The sequence below is a fragment of the Paenibacillus sp. GL_099_B genome (assembly GCF_057835695.1).
In genome coordinates this window covers 1,457,014-1,482,819 of sequence record NZ_CM174430.1, presented here as the reverse complement: position 1 = coordinate 1,482,819, position 25,806 = coordinate 1,457,014, and the positions used below count along the sequence as shown (strand labels likewise).

At 46.8% G+C, this 25,806-nt stretch carries 15 protein-coding genes; 6 read left to right on the top strand and 9 right to left on the bottom strand.

Annotated elements, in window-relative coordinates; translation table 11 throughout:
- Positions 1 to 102 precede the first annotated feature (102 nt).
- Both AC3ITG_RS06660 and AC3ITG_RS06655 read right to left on the bottom strand, forming a co-directional pair.
- Complete coding sequence (locus tag AC3ITG_RS06660; protein WP_489253217.1) at positions 103 to 1,167, bottom strand: hypothetical protein; 1,065 nt, start codon at positions 1,165 to 1,167, stop codon at positions 103 to 105.
- Complete coding sequence (locus AC3ITG_RS06655) at positions 1,167 to 3,002, bottom strand: HSP90 family protein (protein WP_489253216.1); 1,836 nt, start codon at positions 3,000 to 3,002, stop codon at positions 1,167 to 1,169. Before AC3ITG_RS06655 ends, AC3ITG_RS06660 begins: the two co-directional genes overlap by 1 nt.
- Before the next feature lie 448 nt (positions 3,003 to 3,450).
- Between AC3ITG_RS06655 and AC3ITG_RS06650 the strand changes: the two genes are divergently transcribed.
- From AC3ITG_RS06650 to AC3ITG_RS06635, 4 genes are all read left to right on the top strand, one after another.
- Positions 3,451 to 4,356: an ABC transporter ATP-binding protein gene (locus tag AC3ITG_RS06650; protein WP_489253215.1), complete on the top strand. Its 906-nt coding sequence runs from the start codon at positions 3,451 to 3,453 to the stop codon at positions 4,354 to 4,356.
- A complete protein-coding gene (locus tag AC3ITG_RS06645) occupies positions 4,349 to 5,182 on the top strand; it encodes an ABC transporter permease subunit (RefSeq protein ID WP_489253214.1) in 834 nt (277 codons plus the stop codon). Before AC3ITG_RS06650 ends, AC3ITG_RS06645 begins: the two co-directional genes overlap by 8 nt.
- Before the next feature lie 154 nt (positions 5,183 to 5,336).
- Positions 5,337 to 6,623 carry a DUF5050 domain-containing protein gene (locus AC3ITG_RS06640; RefSeq protein WP_489253213.1) on the top strand — a complete coding sequence of 429 codons (1,287 nt, stop codon included), beginning with the start codon at positions 5,337 to 5,339 and terminating at the stop codon, positions 6,621 to 6,623.
- Positions 6,624 to 6,810: 187 nt separating this feature from the next.
- On the top strand, positions 6,811 to 8,439 hold the full coding sequence (locus AC3ITG_RS06635; protein WP_489253212.1) for a helix-turn-helix domain-containing protein: 1,629 nt from the start codon (positions 6,811 to 6,813) through the stop codon (positions 8,437 to 8,439).
- 98 nt (positions 8,440 to 8,537) lie between these two features.
- On the opposite strand, the gene AC3ITG_RS06630 is transcribed toward AC3ITG_RS06635, so the two are convergent.
- Positions 8,538 to 9,110, bottom strand: coding sequence for a GbsR/MarR family transcriptional regulator (locus tag AC3ITG_RS06630; RefSeq protein WP_063564456.1), 573 nt, complete (start codon positions 9,108 to 9,110; stop codon positions 8,538 to 8,540).
- A gap of 497 nt (positions 9,111 to 9,607) precedes the next feature.
- Here AC3ITG_RS06630 and AC3ITG_RS06625 point away from each other — a divergent pair, with 497 nt between their 5' ends.
- Together AC3ITG_RS06625 and AC3ITG_RS06620 are read left to right on the top strand one after the other, a co-directional pair.
- Positions 9,608 to 10,837 (top strand): quaternary amine ABC transporter ATP-binding protein, encoded by a 1,230-nt coding sequence (locus AC3ITG_RS06625; RefSeq protein ID WP_063564457.1) that lies wholly within the window; start codon positions 9,608 to 9,610, stop codon positions 10,835 to 10,837.
- A complete protein-coding gene (locus AC3ITG_RS06620; protein ID WP_489253211.1) occupies positions 10,803 to 13,394 on the top strand; it encodes a glycine betaine ABC transporter substrate-binding protein in 2,592 nt (863 codons plus the stop codon). Before AC3ITG_RS06625 ends, AC3ITG_RS06620 begins: the two co-directional genes overlap by 35 nt.
- A 181-nt stretch (positions 13,395 to 13,575) precedes the next feature.
- On the opposite strand, the gene AC3ITG_RS06615 is transcribed toward AC3ITG_RS06620, so the two are convergent.
- The 6 genes from AC3ITG_RS06615 to AC3ITG_RS06590 all read right to left on the bottom strand — a co-directional run bounded on the left by AC3ITG_RS06615 (position 13,576) and on the right by AC3ITG_RS06590 (position 25,687).
- A complete protein-coding gene (locus tag AC3ITG_RS06615) occupies positions 13,576 to 13,788 on the bottom strand; it encodes an immunity 17 family protein (RefSeq protein ID WP_413376133.1) in 213 nt (70 codons plus the stop codon).
- A 157-nt stretch (positions 13,789 to 13,945) separates the two neighbouring features.
- A complete protein-coding gene (locus tag AC3ITG_RS06610; protein WP_489253210.1) occupies positions 13,946 to 19,528 on the bottom strand; it encodes a 5'-nucleotidase C-terminal domain-containing protein in 5,583 nt (1,860 codons plus the stop codon).
- Between the two features lie 486 nt (positions 19,529 to 20,014).
- The gene (locus AC3ITG_RS06605) at positions 20,015 to 21,388 is read right to left on the bottom strand and encodes an ABC transporter substrate-binding protein (protein WP_489253209.1); all 1,374 of its coding nucleotides are present in this window, start codon (positions 21,386 to 21,388) and stop codon (positions 20,015 to 20,017) included.
- A 298-nt stretch (positions 21,389 to 21,686) separates the two neighbouring features.
- On the bottom strand, positions 21,687 to 22,508 hold the full coding sequence (locus tag AC3ITG_RS06600) for a carbohydrate ABC transporter permease (RefSeq protein ID WP_064640050.1): 822 nt from the start codon (positions 22,506 to 22,508) through the stop codon (positions 21,687 to 21,689).
- Positions 22,505 to 23,467: a carbohydrate ABC transporter permease gene (locus tag AC3ITG_RS06595; RefSeq protein ID WP_489253208.1), complete on the bottom strand. Its 963-nt coding sequence runs from the start codon at positions 23,465 to 23,467 to the stop codon at positions 22,505 to 22,507. Before AC3ITG_RS06595 ends, AC3ITG_RS06600 begins: the two co-directional genes overlap by 4 nt.
- Positions 23,468 to 23,869: 402 nt before the next feature.
- Entirely contained in the window at positions 23,870 to 25,687 is a 1,818-nt protein-coding gene (locus AC3ITG_RS06590; RefSeq protein ID WP_376031950.1) for an APC family permease, read from the bottom strand.
- Between the last annotated feature and the right edge of the window lie 119 nt (positions 25,688 to 25,806).

Sequence of the window (25,806 nt, the reverse complement as noted above, 5' to 3'; positions counted from 1 at the left end):
TGTTCGAAGGAGGATAACCCTCCTTCTGAACAAGCCTGTTTTGGTTAGCGCGGTGACCTTTTGGTGTACCATTCGATGGTACGATGATACTCAAGAGGTACTCTATGGATTAAATACCTCGCTCAACATGGAAGAGACATGTTGATTGCCATTTCGCTGGTCATATTTATCTGCGGCTGCTTTGGCATATGCCGTAAAATAGTCGGCCAGTTTACGCAAATCTCCCGGATCTCCTTCATAGGGGAATGAAGCAGGAAGCCGCAATCGGTATCCTGGAGATTCATCAGCCCAGCGGCGCAACAGTTGTGCTGCTCTGGCATAGAACATCATTTTGGCAAACGGATCTTCATGATCCATCGCGAGCACCAGGCTTTCTTCCAGTACATCGATGCCCTTCGCCGGGTTCGTGCGTGCAAGATAATCCATCTGCTCGGCAAAGCTTTGCACAAAATCATTATGTCCTTTGATCATGCGATAGCCTTTGGCCTGATGTTTGTCAGCTTCATCAATCTTGCCAAGCCGGTATAGTGGCATCAAAATCTCCGATAAGGTCAGGTGCGGAATTTCGGCACAACTCATTCTCCCTCTCAAAATAGGCTTCGCCGCTTCCAATACCTTCTCATCATCACCTGCCAGTATCCAGTAGCGCATAATCTCGTCCTGCTCACACGCCTCACAATCACTCATAAAGTCACGGTCCATATTTCTGAACTTCGTATAGCTGGTACCCGCCTCCTCCAGATCGCCAAGATCCATGGATATGCGGAACCGGTAATACCAATACGAACGTTCGCTGTACCCAAATGATTTGAAGCGACGTCCAAAGTCCTCCAGGAGCTCCATCATTTTATCGCGAGACACTTCCGGGAAGCTGGATAACTCGCCCAAAATCCATTTATACGACCACATTAACGTTTCTTCGTCATAGCGCTCAGGCTGTTGATCAAACTTGCCCAGCTGCCAGGAAAAAGCAATCAGTGCTTTCATCGGATAACCGCAGAATGTCGCGGTCTCAACGATCTCTGAACGCGCTTCGTACGCTTCCTCCTCCATGCCGTTCACATCGGCGACTCTTGCCGCTTCCTCCAGCATGCCCAGCTTCGCTGTTCCATTAGGCAGGCCATAGGCCTCATCCATCAGATCCTCAAAATCCATTTCGGTCTTCATCAGGCATCCCCCTTACGATCTGTATTCGCACGCAAACCCCAATCAATAAAACGAACGATGCCCTGATTCAGCACCTCAAGCTCCTGCCGATTCATCGCATAATGCCCCATCATTAGTGCATTGACATACAACATCTCAATGGCAATCGGAGTCATTTGGGCATCCGGTGAAGTCAGGACCCGCTGAATAATTGGATTGCTGATGTTCAGGTACAGGGTTGAATAACCTGCGGAACTAATGCCGGATGACAATGATCCAAGGACGGAGGAGAACAATTCTGTACTCTCCTCACTTGCTTTTTCCAATGCACGCAGCGTGGAAGACTCCTGCGAGAGCGTGAACAGCACCGGCAAATCAGCTGGCTTGAAGCCCTTGACCTCTGCACGGCAGCGGAAACGTTGCAAAGCAGAGTCCGCAAGGCGCAAGGCATCGTAATACTGATTCCGTTCAGCCGGTGACACGTCGGTGAAACTCATGGATACCTCGTCCGGCTGCAACCGTTGCGTCTGTACATGTTGCACCGCTAGTGGCAGCATTGCCATCAAATCGCTGTCGTAGATATATCCACCGTTAATGACCAACATCGATTGGGCTGACGCGACATGATGAATCTGACGATACTCATCAACCGTGGTAGTGAAGTACAATGTCTCTCCCTCACTCATCAACTCGCCCAGTTCCCGATGGCCACGGGTGCTTTCAAACGGAAGCCAGCGGTGAATCATCGCGTAGAACTCCTGATCCTGCACAGCCAGTGCCTTCATCGACAGCGCATGCAGGCGAATCAGCTTTTGCAGCCGTTCCGTCTGACTCTCAGCCATGTCGGCCAATCCTTTACGAAGGGCATCGCCAAGTTCGGAGCGAACCTCTTCCAGCTTTTCATTTTCATAAAAATGTTCCCGTGAAGCCGTTGGTTGAAGCTCGTCTGTCCAGATTAGGCATTTCACGAAGAAGGCCCATTCCGGCAAAATATTCTCCGCCTTCTCCGAGATCAGCATTCGCTTCAGGTACACCCGGTGAGAACGCTTGGCATTCAGATTGACAGCATGTGGCAGTACAAAAGCTATACCTCCTGTACGGCCTGAAGCCGTCGTCAGTGGAATGAAATCCTGAAACTTCTCCCCAAGCAATCGTTCACCAAAAGCCAGCACTTCCGCTCTGCGTCCACGTGCAAGCTCAGGATTCATCAACCAGATCGGTGATTCGCTATTGACGATATGTTGAACACTGTCACTATGCAGGATGACTGGATAAGGCAATAACGCTCCATAATAGAACAAGGCTTCTTTCACATATTCCGTTTCAAAATAATGGGCTGCGTCCGGTGTACAACGCAGATATACTTTCGTTCCCGGAGACAACTGTGTCTCCAATTGCCGAATCGTATACGTTCCATCGGGCTTACCCCGCCACTCCATCGAAGGTCCACCCTTCGCGGATTGCGTCAGCATGACGATTTCATGACTCACCATGAAACAGGACAATAATCCGATTCCGAATCGCCCGATAAACGAAGTCTCTCCATCCAGCAAGGCCTGCTGCCCACGCTTCGAGGATTGACCTATCATCGCGAGAAACTCATGGATATCGGCTTCCGTCAAGCCAATGCCGTTGTCCTCCACCATCATGGTCAACTGCTCGCCTGTTCCTGTCAGTTCCACACGGACTTCACCCTGGAATCCCGGTTCCGCTTCTGTTCGAGCTGTAATGGCATCAGTCGCATTTTGCATTAATTCACGTAAAAATACTTTAGGGCTGCTGTATAGATGGTTCGATAAAATCTGGATCATACCGCTCAGGTTCACCTGGAAGCGATACTCATTGGATGCTGTCATTTCGCTCACCTTCCACTGGTCCAAACACATCTGATGTTTCCTACTTGGAAGTGTTCATATGATGTGTTAGACGAAATAGTTATGTAATCACAAGAAATGAGGCGTTCCATTGGATGGATACGCCAAGTAACGACGTCAAACCGGCCTTGGCTAACCAAGACCGGCGTTAGATGAATATTCAGGCATTCATGATATGTAAGAGGCCTTAAGTCTAATTACCACGTTATGGATGGCAACGAAACGAGATATTGCATCCTTTTAACCAGAATACATGGTATAGACCACAGTGAAAACAAACCTGAGACCCGATTTCGCCGGACTTTAGGGTGAAGTTGCTGCTCTCGTTTGGGACTAAAGACGGAGAAGTTTTATTTTTTGGCCCTCCATTTGAACGAAATTGCTCATCTGGACGTATAATCTCCAAACTCAGATCGGACGGTGAATGTACATGATTGAAGTTCGCAACATTTCCAAGCAATTCAAAGTGCATCAGGCACTGAACGATGTCAGCTTCACGGTTGAACAAGGCAGCGTTACAGGGCTGATCGGTCCTAACGGTTCGGGCAAAACCACCCTGATCCGCATCATGAACGGCGTTCTCGGCGCTTCGGGCGGGCAAGTGAGTATTAACGGCCTCGATCCCTTCCGTGAGACGGAGAACGTATTAGCCATATGCGGCACATTAACCGAGCAGAGCGGATTGTATGAAAATATGAGTGGGCGTGACAATCTGATCTTTTTCGCTGAAGTTTTCGGTGTACAACATGCCAAAGCACGGATTGACGAGCTCGTGGATCTGTTCGAATTGCAGGAATATCAACATCGAAAAGTAGGCACCTACAGCACAGGCATGAAAAAACGCGTAGGTCTAGCACGGGTGCTGCTGCACCGCCCCTCCATTCTTTTTCTGGATGAGCCAACCAATGGGCTTGACCCGGATGGGATTCAGATGGTCCTCCGAATCATCCGCCGGCTAAATCAGGAGGAACATATGACGATTCTCGTATCGTCTCACGTGTTATCCCAGCTTTCGGCCGTGTGTGACCGGTATATTTTTATGGAAAAGGGGCGCAAGGTTGAGGAAGGTACGGAGCAGGAGATCGTCAACCGATACCTGACCTCACCCCGGATTGAAGTTGAAGCGACCATGCCGAATGGCTGGCAAACGGTAACAGGTTATACACCGGAGGTCGTCTCCGCGAACAAAGCGATATTCCAGCTTCAAACCCGTGAAGATATTCCGTTGCTACTGCGACAATTGACTGAGCGTGGACAAGTCTATCAGGCCCGGATTACGGGCAGCGATCTGGAGAGTATTTATTTTGCCATTAGGGAGGCACACCATCATGAATAACAGACAAGCCATACGTGCACTTGTTCGTAAAGATATTCGAGCTATCACAGCCAGCGTGCAGCTCTGGCTACCCATGTTGATCGTTCCGCTGGTTATCGGGATCATTATGCCTGGCGTACTCATTTGGACAGCCTCAAGGATGGAACTTGCTTCCCTCGGCAATATGAGCTTCCTGCTTGATACGCTGGATAACCTAACCCATGCCGGGCAGATTCCGCAGCTCGCTTCGATGCCTACGGATAACCATCGTATTGTCTATTACCTGGCCTTATACATGTTCGCACCGCTGTTTCTCATCATTCCGGTGATGGCATCCAGCATTCTGACGGCCAACAGTTTTGCAGGCGAGAAGGAGCGCAAGACCCTGGAAGGTCTTCTGTTCACTCCGATGAGTATGGATACGTTATTTAAAGGCAAAGTGTTAGCTGCGTTTATTCCTTCTCTGTTGTTATCCTGGATTACCTTCATTATCTACGGAATCATTGCCAATATTCTAATGTACCCCATGTTCGGGGCATGGATGTTTCCCAATCTGAACTGGATCATTCTGGTTCTGTGGGTTGTTCCGGCGTGCAGTCTTGTGGTCATTCTGTTAAATGTACTGATCTCGGCGAAAGTGCGTGGATTTCAGGAGGCCTATCAACTCGGAGGATTGGTCGTGATTCCATTGCTTGCCCTGATTGCCGGTCAGGCGAGCGGCATGCTGCTTATCAGTCCTCTCATGTTACTCCTGGTCGGAGCGGCGCTTCTGCTCATCAGTTTCATTTTGCTTCGTCTGGTCACCTTGTGGAACAGTCGTCAGCAGCTGGCTGAAAGTCAGATTTAGGCGAAATATGGTTGAGATATAACGGCGGAAGATCTGATCATCTGTCCATTTCACCCGACTGAGATGTATAACATATTTTCCATAGTTTACCGATATAACTTAAGGTGTTAATGTGTTAATTACATACATAAAGAAGAAGGGTGACGATTGATTTATGAACAAATGGACTACACGCATGCAACGCACGGTTTGCACCTTGCTGCTGTTCACACTGATCGCGGCAGCAGTGCTTGGAGGCGGGGCCAATGCTCAAGCAGCTTCCCTCAGCCAAACTACGGTATATTATGAGTCCGATGGTGTATTGTACAAAGTATCCGGTGACGGAAGCGGAACCACAGAGGTATTGCTTGATTATGAAGGAGACGGTCTGTCTGCGGCGGGATCCTATCTCTATTACACCCGTTCCGAGTCTTCCACAACGCTGCTTCGCGTTCCCAATGACGGTTCCAGCGATTCTGCTGAAACGTATGCGACAGATGTGTTGAGCTACTTTACGGATAACGGGTTCATCTATTATATGGATTCCAAAGGAACGATCTATCGTGGAAATGGCAATAGCGAAGCTTCGGCTGCCACCAAAATTGCAGACAAAGCAGATACAGATTTCCCACTGCTCGCTGTAACGAAAGGCCGTGTATATTATAACGGGCTCGTTAATGGAAACCCATGGATCGTTTCCAAAGCATCCAACGGCAGCGGAGCTGTGCAACGGATTGCTGCTGGTGCAGTGGAGAGTCGTTATTTTATGAACGTGGCCAAAAACGAACTGCAACTGATGGTGAACACTGACCCGTACGAGCAGTTCTACTCGACCAACGCCATTCTCATGTACAAGGTAAACTACAATACAGGCAAAGGTACAGCTGTTAATCCAAAAGCAAAACTGGATGTAAACGCTGTTTATGCCGGCGGCTGGGGTAACAATCTTTATGTTTATAACAAAGGCATCAAGCTGGACAGCAACAAGGATTATAATTATTCAACAGGCAAAGCCTTTGCATTGACCACTTCTGGCAAAACACTTCAGATTCACAGTAAGAGCATCCGGGAGGTCAGTCCACTGGGTACAGATAAGGTTGTAGTTGTGGATGCAGACAAAAAGGCGTATGCCAAAACCATCGCCGGGAACAAGGTATCCAAATCTGCCAACCTGAATTTGAACAGTGTCACTTTCGTAACTGCTCAGTTGACCAACGGAACGTCAACTCTTGCATATCTATCCGGTACAAATGGTCTTTATTCCGTGAGCACAGCTCTCAAAGTTACCAAGCTTGCTGGAGAAGAATGGGCAACGTTCCAGCTTCATGATGATGTTCCGGGCATGTTCTACATCAACGCAAATGATCTCTATCGTCTGTATCATGTGCAAGCCAATGGCACAGGCAAAAAGGTGCTAAGCGACGTTTTCCTGGATGATATCCTGTTGGTCGTGCCAAACTAACCCATGCATGTGGATACACGCTTATAGCCATCTCAACATTCTTGTCCAAAATAAAGAGGATTACCCTAAGCCTTCACGGCTCTGGGTATCCTCTTTTTTTCATGGCCAAAACTATTTTTCAAAAACATCTTCCATATGAGAATGATAATTGTTATCATTGAGAAAATAAGACAAAAGGATGGTCCGTATGACTGAACAGCTTCCCTTCATTTCTGAAACCTCATCTCTACCGCTCCTCTCTTCCATGTGCCGTGTACGGCGCGGGGAGCATTTCCGTGTGCAAGGCAAGACGGTGTCCCGGCCCATGCTCTGTCTTATTTTACAAGGAGACGGTGTCCTGGTCCTGAACGATACGGTCTATACAGCCGAAGCCAATCAACTGTATGTTCTGAAGCCAGGAACAACGATTGAGGCGGCTGCACGCTCGACTGTTACGGAGTTTATAATACTTAGCATGGATACGGTATGTTTGCAGCAAGTGCGCGGCCAATGGAAAATGTCCCCCTCCTCTGGTTTCCCGTTGGATTGGGAGACAGGCAGGCTGATGGTTCGTTATGACCAACAAGCCAGAGTACGATTTGAACAATTGTATGAAGCCTATCGCGGCGTTCACCCCGATCACTTTATCAGTATACATAGCCAGCTTCATGAGCTTTTGCAGCATCTCTCGGAGAATCGGCTTGAAGAAAATTATGAGAAGGTCGATCCGGCGCTTGAACGCAGCATTATGTATATGAGAAGGTTCATGAGTGAAGGTATCAGCATGGATCAACTGGCCAAAATTGCTGGATTGACGCCAAGCTCATATTCTCGCAGTTTCAAAAAAGCCAAAGGCATGTCACCTACCGATTATCTGAATCGCTTACGCATTGACGAGGCCAAAAAACAACTCAAGCAGGAATCATGTGTACTCAAAGACGTCGCCGTATCTGTTGGCTATGGCAATGAATATTATTTTAGCCGCAAATTCAAACAAACTTTGGGGATCGCACCCAGCCTATATATGAAAAAAGACCAAATTCGCGTGGCTACGGCGTCCATGATGGGACTTCATGAGAACCTCTCTTCGCTCGGATTGCATCCCGTAGCTTCAATGGACGGATTCCATGATCGAGAGCTTGATGAAGTCGAGCAGCAACAGCGTCTAGCCACACAATTGGAGAAATTACGTCAGGCCAAGCCGGACCTGATTATCGGTGATTTTTATCATAAATCCTTTTATGATAAGCTCAAAAGTATTGCACCTACGGTCATCCTGGATCAGGCCCATGACTGGAAAGAAAATCATTTACGCTTGGCTGAACTGGTTGGACGGGAGCAACAGGCCATGCAGAATTTCAAACAGCTGGAGCTTCGCAACCTTGATATTGGGCTCCGTTTGAAGCATCATTTCGGGCAAGAACGTATTATGCTTATGCAGGTTACGAATCAGTCTATCCGGCTTCAAGAAGATACCGAGCATCCATTAAATCGCCTTATCTACGGTGAACTTGGACTAAACCCTGCACAGATCATATCTACAGATTTAATGTCAGACGAATATGCGGCAGATAGCATCCCCATGCTGGACACGGATCATCTGTTCATGAACCGAGTCTCCAATTCTCCTGTCAGTGAGAAACTGCTTCGGCGCATGAAACAAACTACCGCCTGGAATCGCTCTCCAGCTGTGTTGAAAGGTAACGTACACGATATATCCGATTGGTCTGTACTATCCTGGACCTCCAACGGACGCCATCAGATCATGGACGAACTGGAACAGATCGTTCAGCAAATTGTGACCTTATCACGTGTGGGATTAATCGGACAATTGTAAATCATATGTTTTTCTTCATTATAAATGTACAAGTTCATAAGCAACCATGACCAAAGAGCCCTCTCCAATTTGGAAAGGGCCCTTTGCTTTAGCTGTTATTAATGTTCCTTGATCTCTTCCTTCGGAACCAGTTTGTATATTTCTTCATCTTCCATGGTATCAATCAAGCGATCCAGCCATTTGTAGTAGGCCTCTGCTTGAAGCACCTTATGCTTGTCTTCCTTGAGAATGTGAAGAAGTTCAGCATCTGCTTGTTCATCCAGGTCAGCAATCAAACGATTAAGTTCATCAACGGATTTGCGCAGTACCTGAAGGTTACTCTCCACGGCTTTTCTCCATTTAATCACAAAATAATCCGTAAACGTCTGATGCCAGTCATACTCCACTTCATATAGGTCTTTCCGGGAGCCTTTGCTCCATACTTTATTCACCATTTTTAGATCCAGCAGTGTACGTACGCCGGTACTCATGCTCGTTTTGCTCATTTCCATTTCCCGGCCCATATCGTCAAGGGTCATAGGTTTGTCTGCAAAAAAAAGCAATCCATATAAGTGTCCCGTGGACAGCGTAACGCCGTAGAGATCCATATTACGCCCAATGGCTTCAATGACGCGTTTACGGATTCTAAGAACGGTTGCCTGCTGTTCCTCTTGTAAATGGTCCAAGCTCATGCTTGCAACCTCCATTCTGAACATTCCCAGTCATGGCAAAATAATTGCAACTGTTTAAGATCCTGCTTACATGGGAAAGTATCCGGCAGGACATCCTATATGCCAATGGGCTTTAGGTTACCCCATGTATATCATGGGAGCTTTACCAAGTTGCAAACGCCTACGACTATCTTTTAACCAAAAGAAACTGCTTAGATTCAGCACATTTTCTATTGTAGGAAAAGCGATATCAAATGTAAAGGTGTCTTATTAGCCAGAATAAGGAGAATGACGGAGCATATGGACGGAAAACTTTGTACAGTTTTTACTGTACAAACATTATGTACTGTTTATTCGGTTGCTATACGGGTTAAGTATTGTTAAAATACAAAACGTTACCCAGAAAGACGGGAAGCGAAGCAACGATTACCGGATTTCGTGGCTGGGCGCATAAGTGTATGGGCTTGTGGATGCTGAAAGCCGTTCGAAGTGCACAACACATCAGAAGGGGTGAAAACATGACCATACTTGAAGTAAAGAATGTAAGTAAACTGTTTGGCCCCCAAACCGAGCAAGGTCTACAATTACTTGAGCAAGGTTGGGGCAAAGAAAAGTTGGCCAAAGAAAAACAGATAACGGTTGGTGTTAACCGGGTCAACATGGAGATTCAGGAAGGTGAAATTTTCGTCATCATGGGGCTGTCCGGAAGTGGTAAGTCGACACTTGTTCGGATGTTCAATCGTCTGATTGAACCTACATCCGGAGAAATTCTTGTCCATGGTAAAGATCTACGTAAGATGAACAAAGAACAATTGCGTGAAGTGCGTCGGAAAACGATCAGCATGGTATTCCAGAAGTTTGCGTTATTCCCGCACCGTACCGTTCTCGATAATGTGGAGTATGGTCTCGAAGTTCAAAAGGTAGATAAAGATGAACGTCGGGAAAAAGCAAAAACGTCGCTTGAACTGGTTGGCCTTAAAGGCTGGGAAGATAAAATGCCGGATGAGCTGAGTGGCGGGATGCAGCAACGTGTAGGTTTGGCCCGTGCGCTGGCGAATGATCCGGAAGTACTGCTAATGGATGAAGCATTCAGTGCACTTGATCCACTGATTCGTCGTGATATGCAGGATGAGCTGATTGAGCTTCAGGATAAAATGAAAAAAACCATTATTTTCATTACCCATGACTTGGACGAAGCGCTGCGCATCGGCGATCGTATTGCCCTCATGAAAGACGGCGCAGTCGTGCAGATCGGTACTCCGGAAGAAATCATGATTCAACCGGCCAATTCATATGTGGCCCGCTTCGTCGAAGACGTGGACTTGTCCAAGGTCCTTACAGCATCTCATGTTATGCGACGTCCTGAAACGATTACGCTTGACCGTGGTCCTCGTGTTGCCCTCGAATTAATGCGCGAACGTGGTATTTCCAACCTGTTTGTCATTGACCGTTCGAAGAAGCTGCTTGGTGTCATTACAGCAGAAGATGCAACCCGCGCGATGCGCGAAAACAAAGTGTTGAACGATATTCTGATCACGGATGGGCCGACTGTAGCGCCTGAAACCCTGATTCATGAATTGTTCGAAATTGTAAGTTCAGCCCATGTGCCGCTCGCTGTTGTTGGCGAAACTGGCCGTCTGCAAGGTGTTATCGTCCGCGGTGCCCTGCTTGGAGCACTAAGCGGTGAAGTTGCAGTAAAGGAGGAACTTGTGAATGATTCCCAAAATACCACTAGCATCGTGGATTGAAGCGATTGTTGACTGGATGAGCACCTCGCTCTCCGGATTATTTAAAGTCATTTCTGTTGTTATTCAGGAGGTTGTCGGATTTTTCTCCGGGCTGTTCATGCTCCCCCATCCGCTCCTGTTTATTGTAATACTTGGTGTATTGGCATATCTTGTTGGCCGAATACCACTGACCCTGTTTACAGTTATCGGTTTCTTGCTCGTAGATAACCTCGGATATTGGTCCCAATCGATGGATACTTTGGGCCTCGTTATTACGTCAGGATTAGTCTCCATTCTGCTTGGTGTTCCCATCGGTATCTGGCTCGCATACAGCAAAACTGCAGCCCGGATTATTACACCATTGCTTGACTTTATGCAGACCATGCCTGCATTTGTCTACTTGCTGCCAGCGGTAACCTTCTTCAGCCTTGGTGTGGTTCCCGGTGTTATCGCGTCCGTTATATTCGCGATTCCACCAACGATTCGCCTGACTCATCTCGGAATTAAGCAGGTATCTGGCGAACTGGTCGAAGCAGCGGATGCTTTTGGCTCTACGTCCATGCAAAAGTTGTTCAAAGTACAGCTTCCACTCGCGTTGCCTACCGTAATGTCAGGGATTAACCAAACTATTATGCTGTCGCTGTCCATGGTTGTTATTGCTTCCATGATCGGTGCACAGGGTATTGGTGCGGAAGTCTATCGTGCGGTAACACAGTTGCAGATTGGTAAAGGTTTTGAAGCAGGTCTGGCTGTCGTGGTTCTTGCGATCGTACTTGACCGTTTCACTCAAAATCTGTTTATGCCAGGCCGTAAGAAAAGCTCACGCTTCTCAGCGAAACAAAAAGCCTGGATTACTGCTGCAGCCACATTTGTTGTGCTCGTAGCTGGTTTCTCACAATACTTTGTTGGCGGCAACAGTACTTCTGCCGGCGGTAACAACACTCCAGCGAATGCTGTAGGTGAAGAAGTCAAATATCAGATCATTGGTATTGATCCGGGTGCAGGCATTATGAAATCCGCTGCCAAAGCCATTGAAGATTATCATCTGACGGACTGGACCCTGATTGAAGGATCTGGTGCAGCGATGACTGCCACACTGGACAAAGCCATTAAAGCTGAACAACCGATCATTATTACAGGCTGGACTCCACACTGGATGTTCAACAAATATGATCTAAAATATCTGGATGATCCCGAAAAATCTTTCGGTGATGCTGAAGAAATTCACACCATCGCACGTAAAGGCTTGAAAGGAGATCACCCGGTTGCTTATGAATTCCTGTCCCGTTTCCAATGGACATCAGATGAAATGGGCGAAATGATGAGTGGCATCCAAAATGGTACATCTCCAGAAGAAGCCGCAAAAGACTACGCTGAGAAACATGCAGACCAGATTGACGAATGGACCAAAGGTCTGACGCCAGTTAACGGTGATGCATTTAAACTTAGCTATGTAGCCTGGGATTCTGAGATCGCGAGTACTAACCTGTTGAAATATGTCATGGAAAGCAAACTTGGCTATAAAGTGAACGCCCTGCAAGTTGAAGCTGGACCTATGTGGACGGGTGTCGCCTCAGGCGACGTAGATGCCTCTCCAGCAGCTTGGCTGCCATTGACTCACGCTGACTACTGGGAACGCTACAAAGACCAGGTGGATGATCTGGGAGCCAACATGACCGGTGTACGCACAGGGCTCGTTGTTCCTGCCTACATGACAGACGTTAATTCGATTGCAGATTTGGAAACAGGTGCTTCTTCCTCCACTCCATCGGCGAATGCCAATGTGGGAAATGAAGTGAATCACCAAATTATCGGTATCGATCCAGGTGCCGGAATTATGAAATCCACAGCGAGTGCCATTGAGAAATACGGTTTGTCTGACTGGAAACTGGTTGAAGGTTCAGGAGCCGCAATGACAGCTACACTGGATAAAGCCGTTAAGAATAAGGAACCGGTTATCGTTACCGGTTGGACACCGCATTGGATGTTCAACGCATATGACCTGAAATACCTGGACGATCCGGAAGGCGTCTACGGTGAAGCAGAACAAATTCATACCATTGCCCGCAAAGGGTTAAAGGAAGACAAACCTGTCGCTTATGAATTCCTGGATCGCTTCTCTTGGACACCTGAGGATATGGGTGAAATCATGGTCGCCATTCAAAACGGAGATGATCCCCAAAAAGCCGCAGCAGCTTTTGCCGAGAAGCATAGCGACAAAGTGGCTGAATGGACCAAAGGTCTGACCCCGGTGAATGGAGATCCCATTAAACTGAGTTACGTAGCCTGGGACTCCGAGATTGCAAGTACCAACTTGCTGGAGTACATTCTGAAAGAAAAACTGGGTTACAAAGTAACCTCCCTTCAAGTGGAAATCGGTCCAATGTGGACCGGCATTGCCAATGGTGATGTAGATGCAACTCCAGCTGCATGGTTGCCACTCACCTCTGCAGATTATTTCAACAAATACAAGGATCAGATCGATGATCTCGGTCCAAATATGGACGGTGCCAAAACAGGTCTGGTTGTACCAACCTATATGGACATCAATTCCATTGAAGATTTAAAAGATAATTAAACCAGATTGAGATGGATAAACCTGAATTTGGAAAAAAGACCACCGAAATTTTTCGGTGGTCTTTTTTAGTGTAACTTTTAATTGAGTAGGTAAGCTAATGGGTTAAAGCTATTAGGGGTTTAAAGGCTGTGAAACTGAATTATGTACTCAGGCTCTACAAATTTCTTTTCTTTTTCTATGCTTACCCAATCAGCAACAATAATACGCCAATGGTAATTAGCACAATACCTAAAATGCTATACACCACTCTTGCACCCTGGCGTCCAATGGTTTTCACAAAAAGACCTGCTCGGAAACTCTTCATAAACCAATCCCAATTGTTGATTCCACCCAACAAACTGAAAATCCCTGCGGCAATAGCCAGTAGTGCGATTAAAACCGGTTGATCTTGCATGTCAACACTCCTTCAATATAATCCTGTCTACTATACCTTCCTCTGGTAAAAATGAACAGTCATTAATTAGTAAAAAAACAGCTTGCAGATAAAGGTCTGCAAGCTATTTTCATTAGAGTATTTGCTCCCTTTTTCATAGGAAGATTGACTAGTCTTATTACTTCGCCTGAAACTCACTCGCTGACATCAATAAGGTTACAACTTCAGCACGAGTTGCTTCAGCGAGCGGGTTAAACATGTTCTTGCCTGCGCCTTTCACCAGTCCTGCATCATATGCAGCTGCAATATAAGGTACGGCCCATGCAGGTACTTTATTTGCATCTGCAAAGGTTAGTGTGGCATTCGATTTAACTGGAAGTCCGAGTGCTCTTACGAGCATAGCCGTCATCTCTACACGGGATACTTTGCCGGATGCACGGAACGTTTCATCCGTATAGCCACTAATGATCCCTTGTTCTACAGCTTGAGCAATAAAGGATTGTGCCCATGCTGGAATTTTGGAAGCATCCTTAAACGTCAACGCCTTGCTGCTGGCTGGAAGTTCAAATGCTCTTGCCAGCATCACAATGAACTCGGCGCGTGTTGCAGGTGCATTTGGACGGAAATTACCGTCCTGATATCCATTCACAATTCCCCGGGAAATGCCCTGCTCAATGGCTGCTGCTGCCCAGTGATTGCCGATATCTTTCAAAATCACACCCGGATTGGTTGGTGTAGTACCGCCACCATTCCCATTACCCGGAACGGAAGGTGTTGTAGGCATGGTCGGAGTTGTTGGAGTTGTTGGATCCGTTGGGGTTACAGGTGTGGTTGGTGTCGTTGTACCTCCACCACTATTACCACTGCCCGGATTACTTCCGTTGTCTCCACCGCCATTACCAGGATTGCTTCCATTCCCGTCACCCGGAAGTGGAGCTCCCTTCAGATCAGTACTGCGTCCTTCCGTTGTCTGATTTACCGTACCTACACGGTCCAGATGTTCGTGGAAGATTTCATAATCCACCAGATTCAGTTCATAGTAACGGTTATCATCTTTCGCCGCTCTCATGGCGCGGTAAAAGTCTCCACCGTTAGCCATAAACGAGTTCGTCGCTACGATGTAGTATCCGTTTGGATCGATGTCCGTGTACGTCCCATTGGCATTCTTAATCTGTACTTTGAGCACGCGTTGACCGACTTGGGTCACCGTATTCGTTATGGCATCAATTTTCTCGCCCGGCTTCGTGGAATCGTAGTAGAAACGCATGCCTGAAACTTGTGGGAAGCGTCCTTCTCCTGTTTCCACACCGCTCACGCCATTTTCCAGCGCAGCCGTAATTTCCTTGCCTGTCATTTTCAGAGCAGACAGGTTGTTGCCGAAGGGCATTACGGTTAACAAATCACCCAACGTGATATTTCCTTTTTGGAATGACGCCCGAATGCCTCCACCGTTTTGGATAGCGACATATCCTTTAACGTCGTTCTCCTTCACAATGGATTTCACTTTCTCCAGCATGCCGTCTGTCATCAGGTTCCCCAGGTTGGTTTCCTGCTTGCGCACACTTCCGCGCTCTCCATCGAGCAATACATTCGTTTTACCAATAACTTCTTTTTTGAACTCAGCCAGAGGTTCCGCATAGCCTTCTAATTTCTTGGCTGCTTCCTTATCATCTGCGTAAACATAATTACCGGTGGCATCCTTCGCATCCAGATTCAGCAATTTGCCGTTCCATGTTTTCAGTACGCCTGCTTCGTTGAACGTTACATCCAGTTGACCCAGGGAAACGTCATATTCTCCCGTCTGTACGACCAGCGTCGGATCGGTGTGTGTATCTACAACCACCGGTTTGTTGAGAATAGTATGTGAATGACCACCCACTACGATGTCGATGCCTTCCACCGCCTCTGCCAGCTTCAGGTCCTCTGAGTAACCCAGATGCGTCAGCGCAATGATTTTGTTAATGCCTTCATCTTGCAGCATGTTCACTGTCGCCTGAGCACTTGCTTTGTAATCCTCAAACTTGAGATCATCTCCCGGCGAGGACAGGGATACGGTGTCCGGTGTCGTCAAACCAAAGATTCCGACTTTCTCGCCGTTCACTTCAGTAATAATGGCCGGATAGATTTGGGAATTCTCGCCTGGATTTCCGATGTTACCGTTGTACAGGCCACCCAAATTCGCATCCTTGGTATAGTCAATATTGGCACTAACAAATGGGAATTCCGCTTGTTCAATAAACGCCTTGAGTACACTTGGGCCTTTATCAAACTCGTGGTTTCCGAAGGTCATCACATCGTATCCGATCATGTTCATGAACTCCAGATCCGCCAGACCGTTAAAGAGGTTAAAGTACAATGTACCAGAGAATACGTCCCCTGCATCCAGCACCAGGGTGTTATCATTGCGTGTTTCCTTAATAGCTGTTACGCGGCGCGGGATGTTATCCAAATGCGCGTGCGTATCATTGGTGTGCAATACACGCAGGTTGAAGTCGCCCTCTTCTGAGGTGCTTCCAATGCTTAGCTGTGCAAGCAACGGATCATGGTCACTGACACGCCCATGTGAATCTTCGAAATCAGCATTCACATGAACCGCTTCGATAGCAGCTGTATCGGACAGATTTTTGCTCACCAGAATGTGATCCAGTGTCTGAGAGTTTCCGTCATAGATGTATGAATAACGCTTGTTCTCTGGCAGTTTGTTTACCAGATTGTCCAGTTCATTACCTTCGATAATATTCAATGTTTTGGAGAACTGGAAGTCATTGAAGTCGCCAAGCACAGCAACATTTACCTCAGGGTCTTTACTTAGCAGTTCCTTAACAAAACTGTTCACAGCAGTCGCCTGTCGTGCACGTTGAATCTCACTACTTCTTATCGCAGGCTGTATACTTCCGTAAGGCTTCAGATCGCCACCTTTGGAATTCAGATGATTTGCAATCACAACAACGCGCTCTTCGTTGAACTCGAATTCAGCAGCGAGCGGCTTACGCGAGCTTGCAAAAGCATCGTTTGTTGGATCAATCCGTCCAGGATTCAGGGACAAGCTCCCGTCCGTTTCCACTTGGATACCCGTTACTGCATCCCCTTTATTTCCTTGTTTCAGGGTTACACGTGACTCATTGTATAAGAATCCTACACGAATGTTCCCGCCCGGAGCTCCACCATCCTTATTGTTTTCTGGAGCAATATCCGTGTATTTATAGGTAGGACCACCTTTAGATGCAATAGCATCAATCAGGGTTTGGAAACTTGCATCTGCAGCAGTTGTTCCACTATCTGTAGCTCCATCATTATCTTGTACTTCCATTATGCCAATAATATCCGGATTCTTTAGATTATTGACTACAATTCCACCGATTTTGACAGCTCTCGCTGCATCCTTCTTGCTGAAATTTTCCACATTAAAAGTTGCAATCGTCAACTTACCATCGGCCTGCTGAATCGTCGTTGTTGCTTGCTCAAGCCCACCGGAAGTGATGACTGGAAGATTCCCCTCCGGATTCACCTTGAAATTGCCGTTGGAATAACTCATAACTCCTTTGACGGTCTCGGTAAGTTTATCACCTGTTTTGACCGCCTGAGAGGGCTTTTTGTTAATGAACAATCGTTGCGGATTAAGCGTACTCTCGTATGGTTCTGTACCATCCGCAGTCAGAATAACACCTCCTGCTGGTGTACGTACCGGATTATTCAAACCATTGTCAACGACAACTGCCAGACCCGGTTCACTGGAGTACGGACCGATAATCGTTGCATTATCAAGTTGTACTCTCATGCCTTCCAAACTCTCATAAAAGTCGATCGCATCCATCTCCGGGTTAAACTCCCCGAACTGATCTGAATCAATTACAGTAGGGATAATTTGACCGTTAGTTCCCAGAATCACAGGCTCAGGAAGTTCTTGGTTATTGTCTTCAACCGTAATTGCCGTTGCAACGATCTCTGTCGTAGACAGCTCAGTCGTCGCTGTTGCATATTCTTTGACTTGACCCGACACCTTCACCTTGTTGCCTACTGTCATTCCATGAGAAGACTTATAGATGAGTATACCTTCGGATGTTTTTACATCGTCATCTTCCATTCCAGGAATCTCCTGTATATAGAAGGAACTTGCATTTACAACATAAGTCACAATACCTTCGACATTCTGAACAGCCAAACCATCATACAAAGAATTATGGGAAGCTCCTTGAATATCATGGATTCTAAGATTGTCCAGTTCATGAAGAACTTTGTAAGTAAAGCTATACACATCACTTGTATTTCCATCTGATACAGCAATCGCTTTTACAACCATGTCCTCGTCTACTGTAATCGGAGCACTGTACTTTGTGGATGTTTGGATTGGCTCAGTCCCATCAACCGTGTAATAGATTTCTGCTTCTGCCGTTGGCGAGGATAATGTCACTGTTGATCCTTTGACAATACCGCCTGATGGAACACTGGCTGTAACAGAGAGCAGATTTTCGACAACATCCGATGCTTTACGTGGAATCAGTTCAAGACCATAACTTGTATGATAGGTCATAACCCCTGTCACTTTTTCGTATGTTTTGCCTGTTGCCAGTGCAGTAGGGCTATTTTTGGCATAGATCGTGATCTCTCCACCATCGGCATCTGTCGCATAAAAGGTGGAACTGCTGCTTCTTGTCACTGTAACAGCGTTGACTTCGACAAGCATCCCTTCATAAATGCCACCTGCACCCTTTCCTCCGCCCTCAGCAGGTGTGAAGTCTTTGGATGTCAGAGTAACCGGTTCAGGGATTTCTTGTGTTTTATCCAAGACCTCAATATAACCGCCTGGAAATCCGGTCTTGTCCTTCTCTACCTGAAGCAAACCGTTATAGATCGTCAGCGGACCATATGCTTCAATACGGTCACCCGGCTCCACGGTGGCGTCTGTTCCACGAATGACGATTCCTGCATGTTCATCCTGAATGTACAGATTCGCCAATCCTCCGGATTCTTCTCGGTAGGTTACAATCCCTTGTACAGTAACCGGTGTATTCTCAGATTTATTTCGTGCTTCGGAGATTGAAATGGGGGTGTTGTTGACGATAGTGTAGTCAAAACTGGTAACATCACTATTGTCGATCCCCTCTTTGGCTGCGTAGGTTTCAATGTGAGTTGCATCATTTACCGTGATGGGCACGGTGTAGGGAAGATAATCAACGTCCGCATTCTGCTTGTAGTATACAGTTGCACCAACTGTGGTTGTTTCCAAGGCCACCTTGGCCCCTGTTGGAACTGCGCCTGAAGTAGGATTAGCTGTGACGTTTGCCACTTTAGTTACAGGAGTCTCATCAAGCAGTTGGAAGGTTGTTGATGTAACAGAGAGTATACCTTTAGAACTGAAATATTTAGATAAAGTAGCCTTATTAATACGAACTTTGGATTTGTATAAGGAAGAATTGCTCTTTAGTCCGAAAGTGCTGCGAGGAGCAGATGTAGGCACCTGAACAGGCATCATTTTGCTAATGTTTGTCTCTTCAGGACTATCTGCTATTGCGAAATTTGTGTCTAAAGTGAAGGGCGGATTCAAATTTACATTTGGACCATTACTATAGGTCCCTACAACGTAACCTTCAATCGTAACGCTTGAGTCATCTGAACTGAGAGTGAGCGCCTCAGCAACCGTTAACGGATCGTCAGCCGCGGCTACTTTGTTGCTGAACAAACCGGCTGGTATGGCACCTGTAATCAGCACGACCATGGCTAAGAATAATCTGAGCCAACTCTTCACTTGCTTACTATGCATCTTTTTCCTACCCCCATGTTTTGAATTTGCAATCATTTGTTCAGATAGCTTGTACATTAGTTCAAATATAAGATAACTGAACTTCTATTTGGTGTAAACAATATTCTTTTGAAATGATATAAAATAGAACATATACATCACAAAATTGATAATAAAAATAGAAATAAGTAAAAAAGAACTACTACACAACTTTTATATGTCAGTTTCATTGCTTTTACAGTGGATTTCTGTGTATTACAGCCTATTTCGAGTAACTTAAACTAACATCACAAAGGTGCGTATCTCTGTATTCGACATATTTTGATGGATATCCCCATAGCCAATTCGCCTTAAAGCGATTTTGTTCAAGATCTTTTCACAGCAAAACGATGCGACAGTCAGGGTCGACCATCGCATACGTCTCACTCGTTATGACATCCTAAGTTAAGCCATACATTTCAACTTTGCTATATCCAGCCTAAAGTTTGTCCTATTTCAAGAAATAAGTTACTTCTTCACCGTGCTATTATATTGCCCGATCTTGTCTGTAATTTGCTTCGCTGCTGCATCCAATACGTCTTGCGGTGTACCTTGTCCATTCAGAACTGTCTCGATCGCTCCTTCGACAATTTGACGGGCTTCGGGAAAGACACCCATTACGGCCCCGGATGTTGCTGTCGAATTAGCGGAAGCGTGCAATTGGTCGACTGCTGTCTGGAATTGCGGGTACTTCGCCATATTATCCTTTAATACTTGCTCATCGTAGGCTGCTGTCGTAATAGGGAAGTATCCTGTCGCAACACTCCAGTTGGCTTGTACCTTAGGTGTAGCCAGGTACTTGATGAATTCCCAAGCAGCTTGCTGTTGAGCTTCGGATTTGTTGTTCATGATATACAAGCTTGCGCCGCCAACAACTACGCCGCCATCTTTGGCATCTGCTGGACGTGGCAGGAAGCCTGTTCCCAGCTCAAACTTGCCGCCAGCACCCTCTACAATTTTCCGCAATCCAGCGGTAGAATCCAGCGTCATACCGATTTGCTGTGCGGTAAACGCAGCGGTCGTATCGTCAGTGCTACGTCCCAGATTGGAGACGATTTTCTCGTCCATCATCTTTTTCCACCATGTCAAAGTCTTCACACCAGCTTCGGAGTTCAGCATGGATTCAGTCGCTGCACCGTTTCTTCCGTTACCATTGTTTACATAATCTGCATTCTGGTTCGCGAAGAACTGTTCCATAAACCAGCCATAGATGGCCATGGATGCACCTGGTTTACCGTCTTTCGCCAGTGCTTTGGCTGCTTGTTCAAACTCTTCATATGTCTTAGGCGGGTTCTCCGGATCCAGACCTGCTGCTTTGAACATATCTTTGTTGTAATACAGAATCGGGTTCGATGTGTTGAATGGCATCGCGTTCAATTTGCCATCGATGGTGTAATAACGGATGATATTGGGTTCCAGTTGAGACAGGTCGAACTTGTCTTTATCAATGAATTGTTGTACCGGCGTAATCATGCCCGAATCGATCATGAACTTACTGCCAATCTCGTACACCTGGATAATGTCCGGACCACTGTCCGATCCCATGGAAGCTTTGAGTTTGTTCAGGCTCTCATCATATTTCCCCTGATAGATTGCCTTCACCTGAATGTCCGGGTGACTTGCGTTGAAATCGGAAGCGAGTTGATTAATGGCTTTCTCCCCTGCACCCGACATCGAATGCCACCATGTCAGTTGTACCGGTTCAGCAGCTGCAGCATCTGCCTGCGCTCCGCCCGTTGTGCTTGTTGTTTCGGTTTTTCCGCCACAAGCGGACAATACCAGCATAAGTGCAGCCAACATCAATGCAAATGTTCCTCTTTTTTTCAAACGAAACCCGATCATAATCGCTCTCCTTTTTTTTGGGCTCTCGTCACAATAAGTGCTTTAATTTCTGCAAGGTGGCCGTTACGGATTCGAATCGTTCTTTTGATCGCTGTTATCCCCGGATTTTTTCACATTCCCGTTTCATAGGGGAAAATCCGGGGATAAAGGCGCACGCTTCGCTTCTTCAGAATTGATTCTTCTCCTTCACTACTTTTGCAGTTTCTGAAAGACTTATTTCAAGAGTGAGCCTTGTTTATTCGCTCCTGGGTATCCAAACCGCCAACCTTTTAAATCTTTAAAACAAACCTTACTCCCACTAACCCTTCAGCGCGCCTGCGGCCATACCGCGGACAAGCTGTTTCAAGCCGAAGACCAGAAGCAGCAGCGACGGCAAAATAACAAGCGCCGTGCCGGCAAACACCAGATTCCATGCTGTGGATTCCTGGAACTCCAGCATCGAGATCCCGATCTGTACCGTTCTCATCTCTGGCGTATTTGTAACGAGCAGCGGCCACAGATAGGAGTTGTACATGCTCAGGAACGAATAGATTGCCAGTGTCCCAAGTGCCGGACGGGACAATGGCAGGACATGGGATACAAAATACCGGATGTGCCCACAGCCATCAATCTTCGCCGCTTCAAACAGTTCCTTGGGTAGCTGCATGAAGAATTGTCTCAGCAGGAATGTACCGAACGCTGTTGCCAGGAACGGAATGGTCAGCCCCTGATACGTATCGAGCCAGCCCCAACTACGCACCGTCAGATAGTTCGGGATCATGGTGACTTCCCAAGGAATCATCATCGTCGCCACAAACATGCTGAAGATGACGTTTTTGCCTTTAAACTCCATTTTCGCGAATGCATAGGCCGCCATACTCGCTGTGACAAGCTGACCAAGCATCGTCAGCCCTGCCACCAGGAACGTATTGCCGATAAACGAACCAATCGGAACGATATCGAATACTTCCGTGAAATTGGACAGGTCTATGGATTGCGGGATGATATGAGGCGGATACGCACTGGCATCCTCCGGCGTCATCACCGCCATGAAAAAGGTGTACAGCACCGGATACAGTACGAGTGCCGCACAGATTGTAAGCAACACATACAGCAATGTTTTGGTCCATGGTGTCCTCATTGGTAATGCACTTTCCTTTCCACCCATTTGAACTGAATCAGGGTCAGCAGCATAATGACCGCGAACAGGATAAGCGCCTGCGCACTGCCCGTCCCGAAGCGGAAATTAACAAAGGCTTCCTGATAGATGGAATATACGAATACATTGGTACTGTCCATCGGGCCACCACGGGTTAGAATGTTGATTTGACCAAACGATTGGAACGCACCAATGATCGATACAACTGTGACGAAAAACAGGGTTGGCGACAACAGTGGCATCGAGATTTTGCGAAAAGTAAGCAAAGGACCTGCGCCATCAATCTTCGCGCTCTCATAAATTTCATCCGGGATGCCCTGTAATCCGCTGGATAGAATAATGTAATTGAATCCGAGATTCATCCAAATTGTCATAATGGAGATCGATATTAAGGCCCAATCCGGGCTGGTCAGCCAGGGAATTGGATCAATTCCAACTTTTCCTAATAAATAATTCAGCATGCCCAAGGTCGGATGGAACAGGAACTTCCAGATGACAGCCGATGAACCGACAGACAATACCACGGGCAGAGAGAATACAAACTGGAATATACGCATTCCCTTGAAACGGTTGTGTGTTAATGCCGCGAGAATCAGAGCTGCCAGCATGCCTGTTGGCACGGTAAACAGGACAAATAGCAACGTCACTTTCATGCCTTGCAGGAACAGTCCGGACTGGAATACCGCCTTGAAATTGTCCAGTCCCACATAAGCTGCAATCTGTCCGGTAGGGTCAGTGGAATGCAGACTCAGGTACACCGACTTAAACATCGGATAAAACAGAAACACTGCAAATAAAAGCAGCGATGGTGCCAGGAAACCATAGGCCAGCATATTTTCCCGCATTCGTTGCACACGCAGCGAAGCTGTCCGGCGCTGACTCGTATTGGATACGCGCCGTCTGGCAGCAGGCAAGCCGATCCGGTTGTCAAGCTCACTCATCGGATTTTCTTCCCCCTTGATCTACGCATTCGGTGTGTGAACTTCATCACCCACATTAACTAGTGTAAAAGCCAACTGTCACAGCAGCATCCGTTCTGAATCAACGCAGCGATAATCGCGGACAAGCGACTTTACGAAATAAGGGACGTTAAATAGACTTCAACCCAGGGCCAGTGAACAGCAAAAAACCGCAAGAACTCCCTTGATTCGGGAATGTTCGTGCGGCTTAATGTGTTAAGGGAAGATGAACAAAGATTAGATATCAACTCAATAAATTTAACAGAAAACTGGATATTTAATGTTAACGAAAAAATGTCTAGTTGAGAATCTCCAGGAACATGGATGGCAATTAAGCATATGACATACTGTTTTCATGCCATTGGCAATTGTATACGAAGCCTTCTAACGATTGAGATGATACGGCACAGTCGTGACAATTACGTCCTTATAATTAATCAGATAAGCACGGATCATGAAGCTGGTCTGATTGTGCAGTACATTTTGCCACCAATGCTTGGTAATGAATTGCGGAATTAGAATCGTGATATGGTCCGTCTCGGCCGTTTTCCATTCTACGGTATCAATGAACTTTTTGAGCGGTCCCATAATACTACGGTATCTCGATTTAATGACAACCAGGCGAACGCCAGGGTTCCACTCTTCCCACTTCTGCTCCATCTTGCGGATGGCTTCATCATCGAACCCGATATACAAGGCAACCACGTGATCTGACATCGTCTGAGCGTAAGAGATTGTATTCATCACCACCCTCGTAATGCCAGCCACCGGAATGACAATGGTATTGCCCTTTCTCACCGGTTTCTCCAGCTTGATATCTATCCGCAATTCATCCGCGATGTTGCAGTAATGACGGTGAATGCGCATGAACACATAGACGACGAGTGGCAGGAAAATAAAGATAACCCATGTTTGCGTGAACTTGGTGAATATAAAAATCAATGTAATCGACAGAGTGGTCAGCATCCCAATCGTATTGACGAGCAGCTTCACACCCCAGCCGGTTGGTTTGACTTTGATCCAGCGAATCATCATGCCCAGCTGTGACAGGGTGAATGGAATGAACACGCCCACTGCGTAGAGCGGAATCAGGCTTTCCGTATTACCTTTGAATCCGACAACCAGCAAGGCAGACATCACACTGAGAAAAATAATACCGTTCGAGAAGCCTAGGCGGTCTCCTCTAACCATAAACATATGCGGCATATATTTATCCTTCGCCATCATGAAGGACAGCAGCGGGAAAGCAGAATAGGCCGTATTCGCTGCCAGGAACAGAATCAGTGCCGTCACACCCTGAATAATAAAATACATCGTGCCCCTGCCAAACGTGGCTTCGGCAATCTGAGAAATGACTGTGGCTTTGGGATCAGGCTTCACCCCGTAACCATAAGCAAGTAACGTGATCCCGATAAACATGGCTCCCAGAATACATCCCATAAGCATCAAGGTTCCTGCTGCATTTTTCTCGGCAGGCTGCTTGAAGTTCGGGATGGCGTTACTCACCGCCTCAACCCCGGTCAAAGCCGAACAACCCGAGCTGAATGCCTTCAGCAGCAAAAACAGACTCACATGAGACATACTCGTTCCGAATTCAGGGGCGGCAGCTTCCATGCCACCAGCGAGAAATTTGATACCCCCGGAGATAATCAGGATCGCAATCGAAAAGATAAACAAATATATGGGGATCGCTAGTACGGAAGCAGATTCCGTCACCCCCCGCAAATTCATAATGGTCAGAAATACAATCATGATCAGTGCAATGACTATGCTGTAATCATGAAGCATTGGAAAGGCAGATGTAATCGCATCGGTCCCTGCGGACGAACTTACCGCAACAGTCAGAATATAATCGACCAGCAAAGACCCTCCGGCAATCAAGCTCGGAGCCGTACCGAGATTATCCTTGGCCACGATATACGCGCCGCCTCCTGTTGGATAAGCAAAAATCGTCTGGCGGTAGGAAAAAATTAAAATGACGAGTAATCCCAACACGGCGATAGAGATTGGAACAGAGTACCACAAGGCGGCGAATCCGGCCGCAACGAGCACCAGTAAGATCTGCTCCGTACCGTAGGCAACGGACGATAGTGCATCGGAGGACAGGATGGCGAGTGCCTTCCATTTCCCCAATTTTTCTGCATCCAATTCAGCCGATTTCATAGGCTTGCCTATTAAGATTCTCTTCATTTTGCCAAGCATGATCATAACTTCCTTCCGTCTTTCATCTGTGAAGCATTGTTATTATGCAAAATCGCCGAGCCATTGACAATACGTCATTTCACCCGAATTTCGCCAGCGTGTGATAATGCATTCTACGA